Annotated in this window: 12 protein-coding genes; 9 read left to right on the top strand and 3 right to left on the bottom strand. The window is 40.6% G+C overall.

Annotated elements, in window-relative coordinates; all coding sequences use genetic code 11:
* Window positions 1–317: 317 nt before the first annotated feature.
* Window positions 318–1,565, bottom strand: coding sequence for a helix-turn-helix domain-containing protein (locus tag QLQ22_RS20660; RefSeq protein WP_223437659.1), 1,248 nt, complete (start codon window positions 1,563–1,565; stop codon window positions 318–320).
* Window positions 1,566–1,894: 329 nt separating this feature from the next.
* The gene (locus QLQ22_RS20655) at window positions 1,895–6,103 is read right to left on the bottom strand and encodes a S8 family serine peptidase (protein ID WP_284015450.1); all 4,209 of its coding nucleotides are present in this window, start codon (window positions 6,101–6,103) and stop codon (window positions 1,895–1,897) included.
* 594 nt (window positions 6,104–6,697) lie between these two features.
* On the opposite strand from QLQ22_RS20655, the gene QLQ22_RS20650 reads away from it, so the two are divergent.
* From QLQ22_RS20650 to QLQ22_RS20620, 7 genes are all read left to right on the top strand, one after another.
* Window positions 6,698–7,483, top strand: coding sequence for a 3D domain-containing protein (locus QLQ22_RS20650; RefSeq protein ID WP_223437655.1), 786 nt, complete (start codon window positions 6,698–6,700; stop codon window positions 7,481–7,483).
* A 166-nt stretch (window positions 7,484–7,649) separates the two neighbouring features.
* Entirely contained in the window at window positions 7,650–8,507 is an 858-nt protein-coding gene (locus tag QLQ22_RS20645; protein WP_223437653.1) for a MurR/RpiR family transcriptional regulator, read from the top strand.
* A 25-nt stretch (window positions 8,508–8,532) separates the two neighbouring features.
* On the top strand, window positions 8,533–9,678 hold the full coding sequence (locus QLQ22_RS20640; protein ID WP_252207315.1) for an amidohydrolase: 1,146 nt from the start codon (window positions 8,533–8,535) through the stop codon (window positions 9,676–9,678).
* A 17-nt stretch (window positions 9,679–9,695) separates the two neighbouring features.
* Window positions 9,696–10,532 carry a GNAT family N-acetyltransferase gene (locus tag QLQ22_RS20635; protein ID WP_223437650.1) on the top strand — a complete coding sequence of 279 codons (837 nt, stop codon included), beginning with the start codon at window positions 9,696–9,698 and terminating at the stop codon, window positions 10,530–10,532.
* Complete coding sequence (gene menC / locus QLQ22_RS20630) at window positions 10,522–11,631, top strand: o-succinylbenzoate synthase (protein WP_223437648.1); 1,110 nt, start codon at window positions 10,522–10,524, stop codon at window positions 11,629–11,631. Before QLQ22_RS20635 ends, menC begins: the two co-directional genes overlap by 11 nt.
* Before the next feature lie 165 nt (window positions 11,632–11,796).
* Window positions 11,797–13,242: a DEAD/DEAH box helicase gene (locus QLQ22_RS20625; RefSeq protein ID WP_223437647.1), complete on the top strand. Its 1,446-nt coding sequence runs from the start codon at window positions 11,797–11,799 to the stop codon at window positions 13,240–13,242.
* A 232-nt stretch (window positions 13,243–13,474) separates the two neighbouring features.
* Window positions 13,475–14,935 carry a hypothetical protein gene (locus QLQ22_RS20620; protein ID WP_284015449.1) on the top strand — a complete coding sequence of 487 codons (1,461 nt, stop codon included), beginning with the start codon at window positions 13,475–13,477 and terminating at the stop codon, window positions 14,933–14,935.
* 312 nt (window positions 14,936–15,247) lie between these two features.
* On the opposite strand, the gene QLQ22_RS20615 is transcribed toward QLQ22_RS20620, so the two are convergent.
* On the bottom strand, window positions 15,248–15,460 hold the full coding sequence (locus QLQ22_RS20615; protein ID WP_223443761.1) for a hypothetical protein: 213 nt from the start codon (window positions 15,458–15,460) through the stop codon (window positions 15,248–15,250).
* Window positions 15,461–15,597: 137 nt separating this feature from the next.
* On the opposite strand from QLQ22_RS20615, the gene QLQ22_RS20610 reads away from it, so the two are divergent.
* Window positions 15,598–16,551, top strand: a complete 954-nt coding sequence (locus QLQ22_RS20610) for a TRM11 family SAM-dependent methyltransferase (RefSeq protein ID WP_223437644.1) — start codon at window positions 15,598–15,600, stop codon at window positions 16,549–16,551.
* Between the two features lie 56 nt (window positions 16,552–16,607).
* Window positions 16,608–17,447 (top strand): MBL fold metallo-hydrolase, encoded by an 840-nt coding sequence (locus QLQ22_RS20605; RefSeq protein ID WP_223437643.1) that lies wholly within the window; start codon window positions 16,608–16,610, stop codon window positions 17,445–17,447.
* Window positions 17,448–17,592 lie beyond the last annotated feature (145 nt).

The following is a 17,592-nucleotide window of genomic DNA, read 5'->3' as shown; positions in this document are numbered from 1 at the left end:
TCTCATCGGCTGTTTTATTTTTAGTAATAAAATCAATATATTTACTAAATTGTTTACTAAGAGAATGATACCAAATTATGAAAAGGCTTACAATTATTATTTTTATTTTTCTGATAATTAAAGTGTTTTAAGGTTTAAAAATGCTGATGTTACAGGTTTTGTATAAATGGAGAAAAATAATGATATATTTTTATTTACTAAATTATTTATCAAAACTATGGATAAACTTAAAATAATTATAGAAAGATACAAGGTTAACAGAGGAAGAGAAACAACAAAAACCCCTTTTAATAAGGGGTTTTTTCATCCGGAGAAATTCATTCATAATCATAAAAACTTCTTTTGCCTTTAAGCAAGGATTCAGCGAGATTTAAAGCTTTTTCCGTTTCATTGTGTTTTAAAAAGTAATGGAATAATTTCTTCTCGTAATGATCAACAAGGATATTATAGCCGCTGTCGCGAAAATGGTTTAGGGCAGTTGATTCTATATATTGATAATAACGGATTTCCTGCTTTTGAAATAAGTAGAGCAGCAGCTGAAAATCAACAAACCTTCTATCATTTCTCTTTTTGCATAGCTGCAATCCTTCTTTAGCAAGTGAGATCAGCTCTGTCTCAGGCAATAGCTTTCCTTTGTGGCAGGCTGAAAGGTAGCTTTCGAATGTAGTTAAATAATGCGGGTTTTCAGTGGTAATGAGTCTCATTGCAGTCTGATAAATGTCAGATGCTTCTCTATATAATTTGCGCCTGGAGTGTTCAAACGCAAGGTTATGATAGAGCTTTGCCTTCCGGTCCTGTGCCTTACAGGCATCACACAGTTTCAGGAGGGAGTCATACTTTCGCTTCGTATCTTCAAAGTCATGAAGCTCCTTTGCGTTAAGCTGGGCGATCATAATAGTTTCAGTATCGATGATTCTTAAGATGTTTAACGTTCTGCGAAAGTAATGAAGGGCTTTTTCCGCGTAATAATAGGATGTTATATTTGAATGAATGGAGTGATAGGCAATCGCAAGGTGATAATAGAATTCATGATGATTATATTGTGTTTGGTCAATGCTTTTAAGAATCTGTATACAATCATTGAATTGCGCGCTCAGAAAATAATAGATTCCAAGGACATGCTTCAGAAGATTCTGTTCATATGCGGGAAGAGAGTGCTCCTGCTTGTTTAACGTGAAAATGAGCTGTTTCGCTTTTTCCAGCTGGTTCGTAAAAAGATAATATTTAGAAAGCAATAAGCGGTATAGAATTAAATAATCCGGCAAGTCCTTTAGCGTTTCCTGTTCGATTTCATTTTTAAGAATCTCCACTTCCTGTGTTCTTTGCATGATCATCGCTTCGTGCCATTCCGTCAGTTTTTCATTGAGTTTGTTATAGCGGATCACTTCTGTTTCCAAATCAATTTTTAATCTTTTTGATAGTAAAAAAGTGATCTCTCCTGAATACTCCGTTATGCCCCGTTCAATTTTACTTAAATGGGTGACAGAGCAAATGCCCTGTACGAGTTCACCTTGTGTGAATCCTTCTTTTTCGCGATAAAATTTAATCAGTTTCCCCTCTAACATTTGTTTCACCCCGGCTGCAACTTTTCTACTATTATAGAAAAGTTTTGAGAGTGAATCTAGCAGGACAGAAAAAAAGACTAATAAAAAACGTCTTCCTGTTTAAGGAAAGACGACTAAGAAATAATCTGTACAAATGATGCAATAAGCAAAGCGCCTGATATTCCAAAGATCAGGTCTTGTTTTGTCATATCCAATTTCTTTAATAGATTTATCATAATGGATTTCCCCTTTTATGTTTTTATATAAATAAGACGGTCCTTCTTTTTGATTTGTTTCAGAAATAAAACAAAAAAGAACAGCAGAATCTGCTGTTCTTTTTTTATCTAATATTAGCTGTTTTTAGGTGCAAGACCAATCTTCTTTAAAAATTCAGCAAGACCATTTTTGCCGATTTTCTCTTTCGGTTTTGCTTTTTCAGGTGCTAAAGCCCCAATTGCTAGGAAATTCTTTTCTATAAAACGTACGTCTGTTTCTCCAACGATACCGTCTTGGTCTATATCAAGGTTTGGATTGCTTGGATTTGTTTTGCCGTAATGATTGACTGCAATCTCGAGGTCACGGATATCAATCATTTCATCCCGGTTGATATCTCCAGCAAGATTTGTATTTGGATTGATTCTTTGGCTGATGCCATATAGCTTTCCATCTACCGGCTTGCTCAGCATTACTTTAGTTGCAGTTATTGTATGGCCGTTTGCTTCAATATAAACTGTATGGAAATCTTTAGAAACTGGGATTCCTGGAATTTTAAACTGGCCTCTTTCATCGATTGTTCCCGGATAGGTGCTGCCGTCAGCTGCTTTTGCGTATACTCTGAAGCCCATTTTACTATAATCATTTTTATTCTCTAAATAGCCTCCCGAAGTCAAAAATGCTTCTGGGGAAATAGAACCCGTAACTTGTGAGTGTTTGGAGATGAAATTAAATCTTTCTAAGCTGTAAGCAGGCAAAATAGTCGGCTCCGTTTGTCCAGCTTTGATGTATGAAAGCTTAGTCACGTTGAAAAGTGCCAATGAACTGTAAAACGTATCATCGATTATCTTAAAGGTTACATCCAAGAATGGAAGATCACCGTCGAATCCTTTGAAGCCTTCTTTAGATAAGGAAGCTCCAACTTTTACGGATTTTTCGGTCACTTCTGCTTCATGAAGGTCTACCTTAACTCCTTTTTGCTTAGCAAGAGCATCGAAGGCTCTATTTACTTTTACACTTTGGAATTTAAAAATATCAGAGTACGTATTGTCAATTTCAAATTCACCGGACATAAATCGTTTCACATTATTCAAGTCAAGAGTCATCGTAATTTCACTGCCGATTTTCACACTTTGTTTGTTATAGCGGTTTGTTGCGTGCTCTGTGCCTTCTTTCATAAATACATAGTTAGGTGAAGCAAAAACATTGGCTGCAGTCGCAATATCCCAAGGGAAAATACGAAGCTGATAAGGCTTTGTTTCGTATTCTTCAGGAAGGACGCCGAATTTCGTATCGCCATTATCCTCAAGCTTCAGAAAGCCCCCAATAAACGGTCCGTTGTTTTCATAATAAGCAGCTGTATTTGATTTTTGTGTATAATCATAGCCTTTTGATGCGAGCAGATCCACAGTTGAATCTGTTATACTGCCGTGAACCCACAGTCCGCGGTAGCCATCTTCCTCTGTCAGCATGCTGTCGTCAATTTCCACAACACCCGGCTCTACATCAAGATCTACTTTAGGCGGAGTATTATCAACTACAGCAACGTTTGCAACGCTGTATGTTTTACCATCTTCATCATGACCGATCATTTCTAAAGAATATTCACCAGCAGGGACTCTTACAGGTGCCTCTGAAATAGGCTGGTCTTCATTTCCTGTAAATGGGAAAAAAATTCCTCTAAAAGCAAGCCTAATGAAATATTCACGGTCCGGAACAGCGTTTGTTCCGTCGAAGCTTCCGGTTATACCTAACGGCTCACCCGTTTTTGCGTCTTTTAATACAAGATCAAACTGCTTTAATGGACTTTTCAGCTTAAAGATCATTGGAGAACCGGGTGATGCATATTGATGGAACTGCGTATCGTTTGTGACGGATGGCTGCAATAGTTCCGTATAGTCTATTCCTTTGTCAGTGACTCGGATCGCAAAAGGAACTTGAAATTTCTCTTCAGGATTTTGTTCATTCACTAAATGAATATATCCTTCGTAACGGCCGATTTCCGCGTTTTCCGGGACCGTAATTTTAGCTTGAATATCTTTCGTTTTTTCGGCTCCAACTTTAAGGGTATCTGGGACAGCTACCTGAATTTTATTTTCAATGGCATCCTGAACACCTTTTCTTGCTTGATGATATTCCACATCTGTACGGTAAGTCTGAGCTTTGCCGGTTTTGTTTACAATTTGGAGGGTTCTGCTGTCTTTCACTGCAGCTCCTTCTTTTGTATAGCGGGAACCATAACCGATCGATCCTGTAACTTCAGGAATGTCCACATATTCACCATTCTCAATATTTTCTGTCGTATCCAGCACTTTAACCGAAACTTTGGAATGTACCGCATTGTAAGCATCTACGCGACCGGCACCGACTTCAAAAACGGAATAATTCTGTTTAAGGTCATCAGCTGTATTCATAATAGCCGTTTTTACTTCAAAAGGATCAAGATCAGGATTTTGCTGCAGAACTAGAGCTGCTACACCCGTAATATGCGGAGCGGCCATAGAAGTTCCTTGCATCCGCGTGTATGCTGCTGTGTAGTCATTTCCGTCTTCTGGATGATTCATATACTCAGGATAAGTAGAGAAAATAGACACCCCTGGAGCAACAATATCAGGCTTGATATCGTAATTTCCGTTCACAGGTCCTCTTGAGCTGAAGTCTGCAAGGGAATCACCTTCTGTTTTTACTTCTTTTAACTCATTAAAGGTAATGGAGGATTCTGTTAATCCCTTGATTTTTTCACCGTCTGCTTTTGACAGCTGGAAGGTTGGAACGTACTTTGTATTTTCACCAATGTAGGTTGGAATGTCGCCATCTGCATTGTTGTAAATAATGACAGCCGCTGCCCCGGCATTCTTAGCATTTTGAACTTTAGCATCAAATGTCAGCACGCCGCGCTCAATAAGAGCGACTTTTCCATTGAGATCTTTTCCATTAAAATCTGCTGGGTTTCCAAGTCCTGCATAGATGAATGGCAGCGTTTGACCTTCAAGTTCATTTAACTGATCCGCAAAATTTTTGCCTAATAGCTTCATAGATTCAAAGCGGATGTCATTCACAGCAGCAGTAAATGACGGGATGGAAATGACAGCGTCAGATGCACCGACTGAAATTCCAAAAGCACTGGTTCCCGGTGAACCAACCGTTTTTTCATTTGGTCCCGCGTTTCCGGCAGATACGACGGATACGACACCGGAGAGCATGGCGTTATTAATGGCTACAGATGTTGGATAGAGCGGATCATTGACTGAAGCTCCTAATGAAAGGTTGATAACATCCATTTCGTCGCTGACAGCTTTATCAATTCCCGCCAGCACATCTTCTGTATAACCGGATCCGTAAGGGCCTAAGACACGATATCCATAAAGGTCAACCTCAGGAGCAACTCCTTTAACTGCATAATCCACATTGTTTTTCTGCTGAGCTGCAACGGTTCCTGAGACGTGTGTTCCGTGAGAAGTGTAATAGGATGAGCCTGTAGATGGATTTATCTCAGGATCACTCGTTTCTTTCCAATCATTATAAGTTGTCTCCATTGGATCTGCATCATCGGCTACAAAATCCCAGCCTTTAACAGAAGCAGGATTCACGGCTGCCGGATTTTGTCCGGTCTGTGCTTTATATCCCTTGTAAGCACCGGCTAAGTCAGGATGTGTGTAGTCAATGCCAGTATCAAGAACTCCGACTTTAATTCCTGCACCTTTGATGTTTTCATCATGGAGCCTATCAACGCCAATTTGCGGAATACTGTCCGCCATTTTAGGCGAGATGCCTTTTGCTTCAGGCGGAAGCTCAAGCTGAACCTCTGCGTTGCTCCAGATTCGTTTAACCGTGCCCGAATGAAGCAGTTCCTCTACCGCAATGCCCGGCAGAGTCATTGATACACCATTAAAGGCATTTTTATACTCTTGTTTAATTTCTACTTCTGCCGTTTCGAAAAGAGCTTGTTTCTTTTTTGATTTGATGGAATTTACATAAGCTTTAAATTCTTTATGAGATGCCTCTACTTTTTCTTTTGCGGAGGTTAAGGAGATTTTTTTTCCTTTTAAGGCTTCTTTTTGAAGATCTACTTTAGCAGGTGCCTGGTTAAATTCTACGATGACTTGAACGAGTTCCGGGCTTGTTGTGTTTATCTTTGGATCAATTGTGAAGCCTGGGCCCACATCCAGCTGCTCAAGAGCTCTTCTTTGTTCTTCAGATAGATTGCTTAACACTTTTTCAACATTGCTGATCTTAGCTGTTTTGATAGGGTTTTCTGCGAGTGTATTGTACGGAATTGAGGCGGAGAGTAATAAACCCATCGCTAGTGTGCCTGTTATGAGCTTCTTGCCTTTATTATTTTTCATATATTTCCCCTTTGAATTTTTTATATTTGCGGGAAAAATCCCACTATTACAAAATTAATAGTATAGGCACAACAGTTTCTTTGTAAATTGGGGTAATTTAAGAGGGGATAGGCTTATAATTAATAGTTCTATTTGCATAAGAGATTAAGAGGAAACCAGACATCTAAGCTGATCTTCTCTGTTAATAAAAGAAGGTGTTAACAGAAGAACTAATTATAAAAAATAAGCCTATAGGTCTTTCAGGGTGTGAAATTACCCCAAAATTGGGTAAAAATAAGATGTTTCTTTAGGTAGAATCGGAAATACAGAAAGAGGCTTTTTATAAAACATCACTCTTTACTAAATGAACTTTCATAAATACTAAACTGGGCTAATATAACGAAACATTATAGTAGAATGGTGATTAATTAACTAGATTGCAAGGAATTTTTAAAGGAAAACAAGGAATAAAGTGGGAATTTTCAGTTTGTTAGTAAGGTTATTGTTATAGCGCTGTTACAATTGTAATGGATTTATCACCTCACTGTTTTTTATAAGCCTCCTTTTTGTGATAACATGGGAAACATTCGTAATTGCTGAAGGAGGAAGAAAAATATGAAAAAAACTATCTTTTCATTAGCGGCTGTAGCCGCTCTAACAACTACAGCAGGAATTAGCGCGCAAGCAGAAGAGGTCGTAGTAGATAAAGGAGACACTCTGTGGAGCCTATCACAGGAGCACAAAGTTTCAGTTGATGATATTAAAAACTGGAACAACTTAACATCAGACATAATTTTTGCAGACAATACATTAAAAATATCAGATGAAGAAGTATATACAGTTGTTGCAGGCGACACGCTTTGGAGCATCGCAGAGAAATTTGACGCTAGTGTAGAGCATATTTCTGAGAAAAACGAGTTATCAGGAGATGTCATCCACCCTGGTCAAGAACTAGTGATCTTCAGTGATGCTGACAATACAAGCCCAGCCCCAGCCCCAGCTCCAGAACCGAAGCCTGAAGCTAAGCCAGAACCTAAGGATCAAAACCCTTCTGTAAATGAAGCTTCTGCAAGTGCTGTGGCAGAAAACGACGTCAGTGAAGAAGGCGTTGCGAAAGAATTAACCGTAACAGCTACAGCATACACGGCAAGCTGTGAAGGCTGCTCAGGAACAACTGCTACAGGCGTTGATTTAAAAGCGAACCCTGATAAAAAAGTAATCGCGGTAGACCCGAGCGTCATTCCGCTTGGATCTAAGGTATATGTTGAAGGCTACGGCTATGCAACAGCAGAAGATACTGGCGGTGCAATTAAAGGAAACCGCATTGATGTCTTCATTCCGACACAAGATGCTGCAGTATCATTCGGTAAGAGAGAAGTTAATGTGAAGGTATTAAATTAATAGATTAGCAGATTGATAAGATGCGGCAGATCTCTATATTGGGGATCTGCCGTATTTTTTATCGGCTAATTTCTGAATAATAAAATAATGATTGAATATGAAGGAAAAAATTTAATATAATATAATAAATGAAGTTTTTCCTTCATATGAATGAAAAGGAGCAGACATGAAACCAAAATCAATCTCTCAAATTATTAAGGAAAATTATTCCTCTTTATCGCAAGGTCAGAAAAAAGCTGCTGAATTCCTTACTCTGCACAGGGAAGAAGGGGTATTGCTCACTGCTTTTCAATTAGGGAAAAGAGCAGGCGTAAGTGAGACAACCGTTATTCGTCTGGCCTATGCACTAGGTTTTAAAGGTTATTCAGACATGCAGGAGGCGCTGCGCAGGAATTGGCTGGAAAAGAAACAGGGGGCAGGGCTTGAAGAATTGCCTGCAGAATTGAAACAACCAAATGAAACGAGCATTTTCAGTTCGGTCATCGAGAAAGAAACATCTGTATTACAGCAATTATTAATGCAGGTCGATGAGGGTGAGATTTGGAAGACGGTTGATCACTTTATTCAGTCTGACCGCATTTATATAGGCGGATTTGGAAGTTCCTATGGAGCTGCCTATTGGCTGCATTATACCCTCAAGCTATATAGGGATAATGTAGCACTTTCAAGTCCAGCGGGCTTTTCACTTGAAGATATTCTAGATCTGAATCAAAATTCTGCGGTGATTATTTTCTCGTTTCCAAGGTACAGGCAAGAATCCTTAGAACTTGCAAAATGCTCACAAGCTCAAGGGGCAACAGTGATTGCCATTACAAACAGACAGTTTTCTCCTGTTGGACAGCTTGCTGAAATTACGTTAACAACGGAGGAGGAGCTGGACTCGGGGGATCATTCGATTGCTTCTGTTGTCAGTTTACTGGAAGTCATCATGGAAGGTGTTAAGCATCGGGATCAGGACAGAATCAGCCTTCGTCAGCAAAAATTAGAAAAGCTTTATACGGATCAGGAATTATTTTTAGAGTAAAACCAAACACAGGGGTGGGATTTGAATGGATGGAGTGCCGCAATTACATGGAATGCACGCTGCAGACGAACACAAGGAAGAAATAATTAAAACGTATCAGGAGCTGCATATGCTTGCAGAGCCCAGCTGGGAGGAGGAAAAAACCTCACAATATATAAAAGAAAAACTAGTCAATGCAGGCTTTATTATTCAAACCTATGAAGGGCATTTCGGTTTTATCGCAGAGCTTGAGGGGGAGCAGTCCGATGTTATTGCTCTCCGTGCAGATATGGATGCACTGGTTCAGGAAGTGGACGGGGCGGTCGTGCCCAACCACTCCTGCGGCCACGATGCTCATAGCACAATGGTCCTATATACCGCACTCATTCTCTCAAAACAGAAGATGAAGCATACGGTCCGTTTTATCTTCCAGCCGGCGGAAGAAAAGGCAGCGGGTGCCCTTAAGATGATGGAGGAAAACGTCCTTCAGAAAGTGAAGTTTCTTTTCGGCATCCATTTGCGTCCAGTGATGGAAATTCCGTTTGGAAAGGCCGCGCCAGTTATTCTTCATAGTTCAACGGCAAGCATTAAAGGAGTAATAAAAGGGGTGCCCGCTCACGCTGCCAGACCGGAACTGGGCAATAATCCGCTTGAGGCAGCCGCTCTGTTAATCGGGGCGATACGCCAAATTCAATTGAATGCATCTGATCATTATTCAATTAAAATAACGGAACTGCATGGGGGAGAAGCCTCCAATTCGATTCCTGAGAACGCTCGCTTTACACTTGATTTGAGAGCAGAATCGAATGACACGATGGAGATGCTTCTGGAAAAAGCGAAGCATACGATTACAAAAATCGAAGAGTTAACCGAGACGGAAATTACTTCAAAGGTAGAGGAATACTCACCCGCAGCGGTAAAGAACCTTCCTGCGATTGAGATAGCAAGAAAAGCGATTGTTTCCATACTGGGTGAAGAGAATACCGAAGAGGCCTGTGTTTCTCCCGGGGCAGAGGACTTTCATTTTTATACAGCGGAAAATCCGGCGATTGCCGCCACAATGATAGGGCTCGGCTGTGGCCTAAAGCCTGGTTTGCATCACCCAAAGATGCAATTTAATCAAGAGGCTTTAGTTTATGGCACTAAGATTTTAACACAAATGCTGCTGGAAGCAGATCAGCAGCGATGGTAAACAAGGAGGATAGAATCTTGAAAAAAGAAGTGCAGGAATCAATGATTATCCGCAATCTTCAAACGGCAAAAGAGCTGGAAGAAGTCAGGCGCCTTGAGGCAATAATCTGGAGTATGGAGGATTCTGTTCCTGTTAATCAAAGTGTGGCTGTTGTGAAAAATGGCGGCTTTATTCTGGGCGCATTTTATAAAAATGTGCTCATTGGCTTTCAATACAGTTTTCCGGGATATGACGGGAATAAAGTGTATCTCGTTTCCCATAGCTTAGGCATCCATCCGGATTACCGCAAATTCGGTATCGGAGAAAAACTGAAAATTGCACAAAAAGAAACTGCACTTGAGATGGGGTATGACCGGATCACCTGGACATACGATCCGCTGGAAACCGTCAACGGAAATCTTAACATACATAAGCTAGGTGCAATTGCCAAGGAATATATCCCTAATGTTTACGGCGAAATGGCGGACAATTTAAATGCTGGTATACCGACAGACCGTTTTTTAGTCGAATGGCATTTGAATGAGCAAAACAAAGTAAATGTGAAACATGTATATGTGAAAGAAGCAAACATTCCATATGCGCTTTATACAAATGAAATAGACAATTTTCCTTTTCCGGAAAAAACAGACCTATCCCTGCATGATCCGCATATTTTCGTTCCCGTGCCGGCACAGTTTCAGGAAATCAAAAGGGCTGATTTACAGCTTGCTAAAAAATGGAGAGAGAAAACTGGCGAAGTGTTCTCTCATTATTTAAGTCAGGGATGGGTGGTATCCGATTTAGTGAAAGATAATCGTCACATTGGCCAGTATCTATACCTCTTAGAGAATGGGGGACAAGGAAATGGAAATTAAAAGCATTATCCTAAGGCAAATCAAGATGGATCTGCTGCATCCTTTTACCACAAGCGTCGGAACAGAAGAAGATAAAGACATCATTTTAGTTGAAGTGAAATCGAAATCAGGGTTATCAGGCTGGGGAGAATCTGTTTCCATTACGCAGCCAATCTATAATGAAGAAACGGTCAAAACGAATTGGCATATGATTAGCGATCACTTGATTCCGCTTCTTTATCAAGAGCCTGTCACTCATCCAGATGAGGTGTCAGAGCGGTTTATAAAGATACGCGGTAACTACAATGCCAAAGCCGCGATTGAAATGGCTGTTTGGGATCTCTATGCAAAAGAGAAAAACATGACTTTGGCGAAAGCGCTCGGCGGTGCAAGAGACAAAATCGAAGTAGGTGTAAGTGTCGGGATCCAGCAATCTCAGGCGAAAATGCTAAAACAAATCGATGGTTACTTGAAGGCCGGATATAAGCGGATTAAAGTGAAAATTATGCCGGGCTGGGATGTTGATATTATTAGATTAATTCGTCAGGAATTTCCGCATATTCAGCTGATGGCCGATGCAAACTGCGCTTATACGCTGAATGATATAGAACACCTAAAAGCACTCGACGAATTCGGATTAACAATGATTGAACAGCCGCTGGCCCATAATGACATTGTTGACCATGCAAGGCTGCAGGATCAGCTCAAAACTCCTATTTGTCTCGACGAAAGCATACATAGTGCAGAAGATGCGAGAAAAGCGATTGAGCTTGGAAGCTGCAGGATTATCAATCTTAAAATCGGACGTGTCGGCGGGCTCACAGAATCAAAAAAAATTCATGACTTATGTGAGCTGCACAACGTTCCGATGTGGTGCGGCGGAATGCTTGAAGCGGGAATCGGCAGAGCTCATAATATTGCCATAACTTCACTGAACAACTTCACCCTGCCTGGAGATACAGCCCCTTCTTCTCATTATTGGAAGCGGGATATTATTACTCCGGAAGTGGAAATGAAAGATGGATACATTTATATCCCGGAAAGTCCTGGAATCGGGTATGAACCGGACCTGGAACAGATCGAGAATATAACGTCATACAGCAGATTTTATCATTATTAATTTAAACATAGGAAAAGCAAGAAGGGTTATACTTTCTTGTTTTATCGTCCGCGGATAAAATGAATCAAAAACCAATATTTATCACGCTCTAACAGCTATTTCAAGTATAATGATGATTCATGAGTTAAATACTTGAAAAAACACAAGAAAAAATGAGGTTGCTAAATGAGTCATAAAGGGTTTATTGATTATAAATTAAGCGCGGAGATTGTGAGGGCGCTGGATCGTTTAAATTATACGGAACCGACAGAAGTTCAGAATAAAGTCATTCCTGTCGCTTTAGAAAAGAAGGATCTTGTTGTGAAATCACAAACAGGGAGCGGGAAGACGGCGTCGTTTGGCATTCCGCTCTGTGAAATGGTGGAGTGGGAGGAAAACAAGCCTCAAGCTTTAATTCTGACCCCAACAAGGGAGCTCGCTGCACAGGTAAAAGAGGATATAACAAACATCGGCAGGTTCAAACGGATAAAAGCGGCAGCCGTCTATGGCAAACAGCCATTTGACAGGCAGAAAATTGAGCTGAAGCAAAAGACTCATGTTGTAGTCGGAACACCCGGAAGAGTCCTTGATCATATTGAAAAAGGGACGCTTGCGTTAGAAAAGCTGCAGTATCTGATTATTGACGAAGCGGATGAAATGCTGAATATGGGCTTTATCGATCAGGTAGAAGCGATTATTGATGAACTTCCTGCGGACAGAGTTACAATGCTCTTTTCAGCTACTTTACCAAAGGATGTAGAAAATCTCTGCCATAAATATATGAAAAAACCGGTTGAAATTGAGATAAAAGCTGCAGGACTGACGACTGCATCAATTGAACATTCGTTAATTGTGGTGAGAGAAGATGAGAAGTTCCCGCTTCTTAAAGCTGTGACTGTCGTTGAAAACCCTGACAGCTGCATCATCTTCTGCAGAACACAAGAGCAGGTTGATGCCGTTTTTAAACAATTAGACCGCGCCAATTATCCTTGTGATAAAATTCATGGCGGCCTTTATCAGGAAGATCGCTTTTCTGTCATGAATGATTTCAAAAGGGGGAAATTCCGCTATTTAGTTGCGACAGATGTCGCCGCCAGAGGAATCGATATTGATAATATTACACACGTCATTAACTATGACCTGCCGCTTGAAAAAGAAAGCTATGTTCACAGAACTGGCAGAACGGGCCGGGCAGGCAAAACAGGAAAAGCGATTACCTTCATTACGCCCTATGAGGAAAAATTCCTTACCGAAATTGAAGATTATATCGGCTTTGAAATTCCTAGAACACTTGCCCCTGCGAGCGAAGATATTTCTAAAGCAAAAGGTGCATTCGAAGAAAAAATAATATCCCGTCCTGAAATTAAAAAAGACAAAAGCGCCCAGCTGAATAAAGGAATTATGAAGCTCTATTTCAACGGAGGAAAGAAAAAGAAAATCCGTGCTGTCGATTTCGTCGGAACGATCGCCAAGATTCCCGGAATGACAGCAGGCGACATCGGCATCATCACCATTCAGGATAACGTTTCTTATGTAGAGATTCTAAATGGAAAAGGACCAATCGTTTTGAAAGCAATGAAGAATACAACGATTAAAGGCAAGCTTTTGAAAGTTCATGAAGCGAATAAATAAAGTAAGAAAACTCCGTTCATTCTTGGCGGAGTTTTTTTTGCTGTTCAAATTCATTTTTGATAAATATTCAACATAATTCTTTAGAATGAATATGCCTGAGTCATTTTTATTTATAACAGAATATCAGATAGCAGCATAAAATATCTGAGCTAATTAACTTCTAAAAGGAAAAAGGCATCAATATTAGATAAATTGTAAACAAAAATCCGTAAATTAAAACGGGAGGAACAGCATGAAAAATCAGGAAGAAGAGCTGAAAAATCAGGAAAGACAAGATGAGAAGAAAGCCGAAAAACAAAAGAAAAAAGAACTGAAAAAACAACAAAAAAAGGAGAAGAAAAAAGCTGAAAAACTAAAAAATGAAGAACGGAACAAGCAACAAAAAAAGGAGAAGGAAAAAGCTGAAAAACAAAAAAAGGAAGAACTGATCAAGCAACAAAAAGAGGAGGAGGAAAAAGCTGAAAAACAAAAAAAGGAAGAACGGAACAAGCAACAAAAAAAGGAGAAGAAGAAAGCTGAAAAACTAAAAAATGACGAATTGAAACAACAAAAAAAGGAGAAAAAAAAAGCTGAAAAACTCAAGGAAGAAGAATTAAAACAACGAAAACGAGAAAAAGAAAGCAATGAACCAAATAAAAAGGCAATCGCATCTAAAAATGATGCAATAAAAGCTGAAGAGATGTTAAAAAGCCAGGAAAAGACTGCTGAAGAAAATAAAGCTTTGGATGAACAGGCGTTCGTGCAACTGACTGCTAAGGCTCAAGCACTCCTGCAACTGACTGCTGATGCTGCAATAAAAGCTGAAGAGAAGTTAGAAAGCCAGGAAAAGGCTGCCGAAGAAAATCAAGCTATGGAAGAACAGGGGCTCGTGCAGCTGGCTGATGATGCTGCAATAAAAGCTGAAGAGAAGGTAGAAAGCCAGGAAAAGGCTGCCGAAGAAAATCAAGCTATGGAAGAACAGGGGCTCGTGCAGCTGGCTGATGATGCTGCAATAAAAGCTGAAGAGAAGGTAGAAAGCCAGGAAAAGGCTGCCGAAGAAAATCAAGCTATGGAAGAACAGGGGCTCGTGCAGCTGGCTGATGATGCTGCAATAAAAGCTGAAGAGAAGGTAGAAAGCCAGGAAAAGGCTGCCGAAGAAAATCAAGCTATGGAAGAACAGGGTCTCGTGCAGCTGGCTGATGATGCTGCAATAAAAGCTGAAGAGAAGTTAGAAAGCCAGGAAAATGCTGCCGCAGAAAATAAAGTTATGGAAGAACAGGGTCTCGTGCAGCTGGCTGATGATGCTGCAATAAAAGCTGAAGAGAAGTTAGAAAGCCAGGAAAATGCTGCCGCAGAAAATAAAGCTATGGAAGAACAGGGGCTCGTGCAGCTGGCTGATGATGCTGCAATAAAAGCTGAAGAGAAGTTAGAAAGCCAGGAAAATGCTGCCGCAGAAAATAAAGCTATGGAAGAACAGGGTCTCGTGCAGCTGGCTGATGATGCTGCAATAAAAGCCGCAGAGAAGGTAGAAAGCCAGGAAAAGGCTGCTGGAGCTGACGAAAAATCCCAAGAGGAGCTGAAAAGTCAGGAAACGATTATTCAGGAAAACAGTCAAATAAATACCAGTGGTGCTGATGAAAAAATAGCCCCTCAAAGTACTCAGTCTGCTTTCTTAATCAATTTTTTCTTGTCTAAAGAGAAGGAAGAAGAGTAGTCTAAACCAAATAATTTTAGTGAAGAATCTCCCAAAAAGTTAAGTGCAGGTTAATATATAGCAGGAAAAGATTTGCCGGCAGGAAGGTATAAAACTGTGCCAAACGGTGAAGGAAGCAATTTCTTCGTCTAAGATACAAGCGGAACGGAAGCGGTCAACACGATCCTTGGGAATGTTTCATTCTCAGTGCCGGAATATGTGTTTTTCTGCGATGACAGTAATATCATTGAAACGATGCACCTGTTAAGTTAATCCCTGCAGAATAAAAAATACGCACTTTCACTTGTATGTGAAGGTGCGCTTTTTTTCTATTTATTCTTCATCTTCACGTACAGTATCATCCACAATCGCAAAAAGCTGGCGGTCAAATAAATCGTCACTGCATAACAAATGTTCATCTGGTGTCTGTACGATCTCATTTAATTCCCCTGCATCGCCTTTTGCATTTATAATCTCGAATATCTGATTCAGACCCTCAGAAGTTTGATCATCTTCTTGGCTTATAATTGGTTCTCTCTCTTTCAAGACACTTCAGCCTCCTTTTATACGTAGCATTTGCTCAAAAAGAAGAAATTACCCATCTGGACAATTGCATTTCTCCGCAAATACAGATATGGTTTTGAAAGGAAGAATATTTTAAAGCGCTAAAGGATGGGAATAGATTGAATAAATTTAGCCGAAAACCGGCATTTATATATACATTTGCATGTACAGAAGAGGAGCTTTTATTGTGTCACTTGGAAATGCGTTCTTTTTTTGGCTTTCAGTCCGATGGATTCAGTTTGAAAAGTGACGTTGACATTGATCCAAGCAGAAGTCCTTTTATGAAAGAGAGATTGGAAGTCATCTATGAAGGAAACGAGCTTTCTGAGATTGTAAAGCAGGTTGAGCAGATTGATATTGGAACGGATACGTTTAAAATAATTTTTCTGAAAATCAATGATCTTGAAGATTGTGAACAAATTAGTTATCAAGAGCGCAGAAATATTGAGCGGCAGGTTGGCTGGCCCTTTAAAGCAGAGGCAGATGTCCGGAATCCAGATCAGACGTTTGGCATTACAATTCATGAAGGACGCTGGTATTTCGGAAAGTACCTCAGGAGCGAACCGGTCTGGCTGCATCATTTAAAAAAGCCGCGGGAATATTCAACTGCACTTAGTACAAGAGTTGCAAGGGCAGTTGCCAATATTGCTGTTCCACATCCTTTTGGTGTAAAAGCGATCGATCCGTGCTGCGGAATTGGAACCGTTCTTGTTGAAGCATTATCCATGGGCATAGATATTATCGGACGAGATATCAATCCGCTTGTAACAGATGGATCGAGAGAAAATATCGCTCATTTCGGCTATGAATGCGACGTCAGGACAGCACCGATATCAGAAGTCACAGGCAAGTATGATGTCGCCATTATTGATATGCCCTATAACCTTTATACTCACGCTACACCTGATGAGCAAATGTCTATATTAAAACATGCCCGCCGAATTTCGAATAAAACGGTGGTTGTGACAAGTGAAACGATGGATCACATGGTTGAAGAAGCAGGTTTTCGCATAGCAGACCGCTGTACAGTGAGGAAGCAGATGTTTTCAAGGCAGATACTGGTTTGTGAATAAAGAACGGCAGACCTGAGGATACTAATCCTTTGAACCATACATAGGAGGTATTAGCAATGAGTGACCAAATGGAGAGCTCCTTTGAGAACAAATGGATGCCGATGACATCTGTTGCAAGCGGACTGGAATTCGATGTCCTGCCCGGGGTATACTGCTACACCAATCAAATCGTAAATGTAGTTTTTTTAAGAAGCGGCAATGACTGGTATTTAATTGATGCGGGCATGCCGCACTCTGCAGACACGATTAAATCGGCTTTTGAAGCGCATGCCGGCGTAGAAGTTGCGCCTAAAGCAATATTGCTGACACACGGGCACTTTGATCATGTGGGGGGCATCATTGAACTCATCGAACAGTGGCAGGTTCCAGTCTATGCTCATGAACTTGAACTGCCTTACCTGACCGGTCAAAAAGATTATCCGGAACCGGATGGAAGCGTTGAAGGCGGCTTGATTGCCAAAATGTCACCGCTTTTTCCGAATGATGCTATCAATTTAACTGATCATGTTCAGGCATTTGGAGAAAATGGACAAATTCCAGGATTATCAGATTGGAAATGGATCCATACTCCTGGTCACACACCTGGACATGTTTCCTTCTATCGCGAAGAAGACCGCACTTTGATCGCAGGAGATGCGTTTGTAACTGTAAGACAGGATTCACTCTATAAGGTGTTTACTCAAAAGCAGGAAATTTCAGGTCCTCCAAAGTACTTCACAACAGACTGGCAAGCAGCCTGGAACTCAGTGAAAACCTTGGAAGCACTTAAGCCATCAACTGCTATTACAGGCCATGGACTGCCAATGTCAGGCGAAGTCTTGAGAAAAGGACTTGCCGAATTAAGCAGGGATTTCAAAAAGCTTGCGATGCCTGATCATGGGAAATATCTTCAATAGGAAACAGCCGGAGCGAGATTATGCCGGCTGTTTTTTTTATGGAATTTTCTAGCCGGGAGCGATCCTTATAGCATAGAGTATCAGCTAATTCTGCAGGCTGCGGCTAGGGAGGAATTTTTCATGGGCTGTAGAAGAAGTAACCAAG

The sequence above is a fragment of the Metabacillus hrfriensis genome, assembly GCF_030127205.1.
Lineage (GTDB): Bacteria > Bacillota > Bacilli > Bacillales > Bacillaceae > Bacillus_P > Bacillus_P dongyingensis.
Note: the sequence above shows the minus strand (reverse complement) of the source record. Positions and strands in the feature narration are given on the sequence as shown.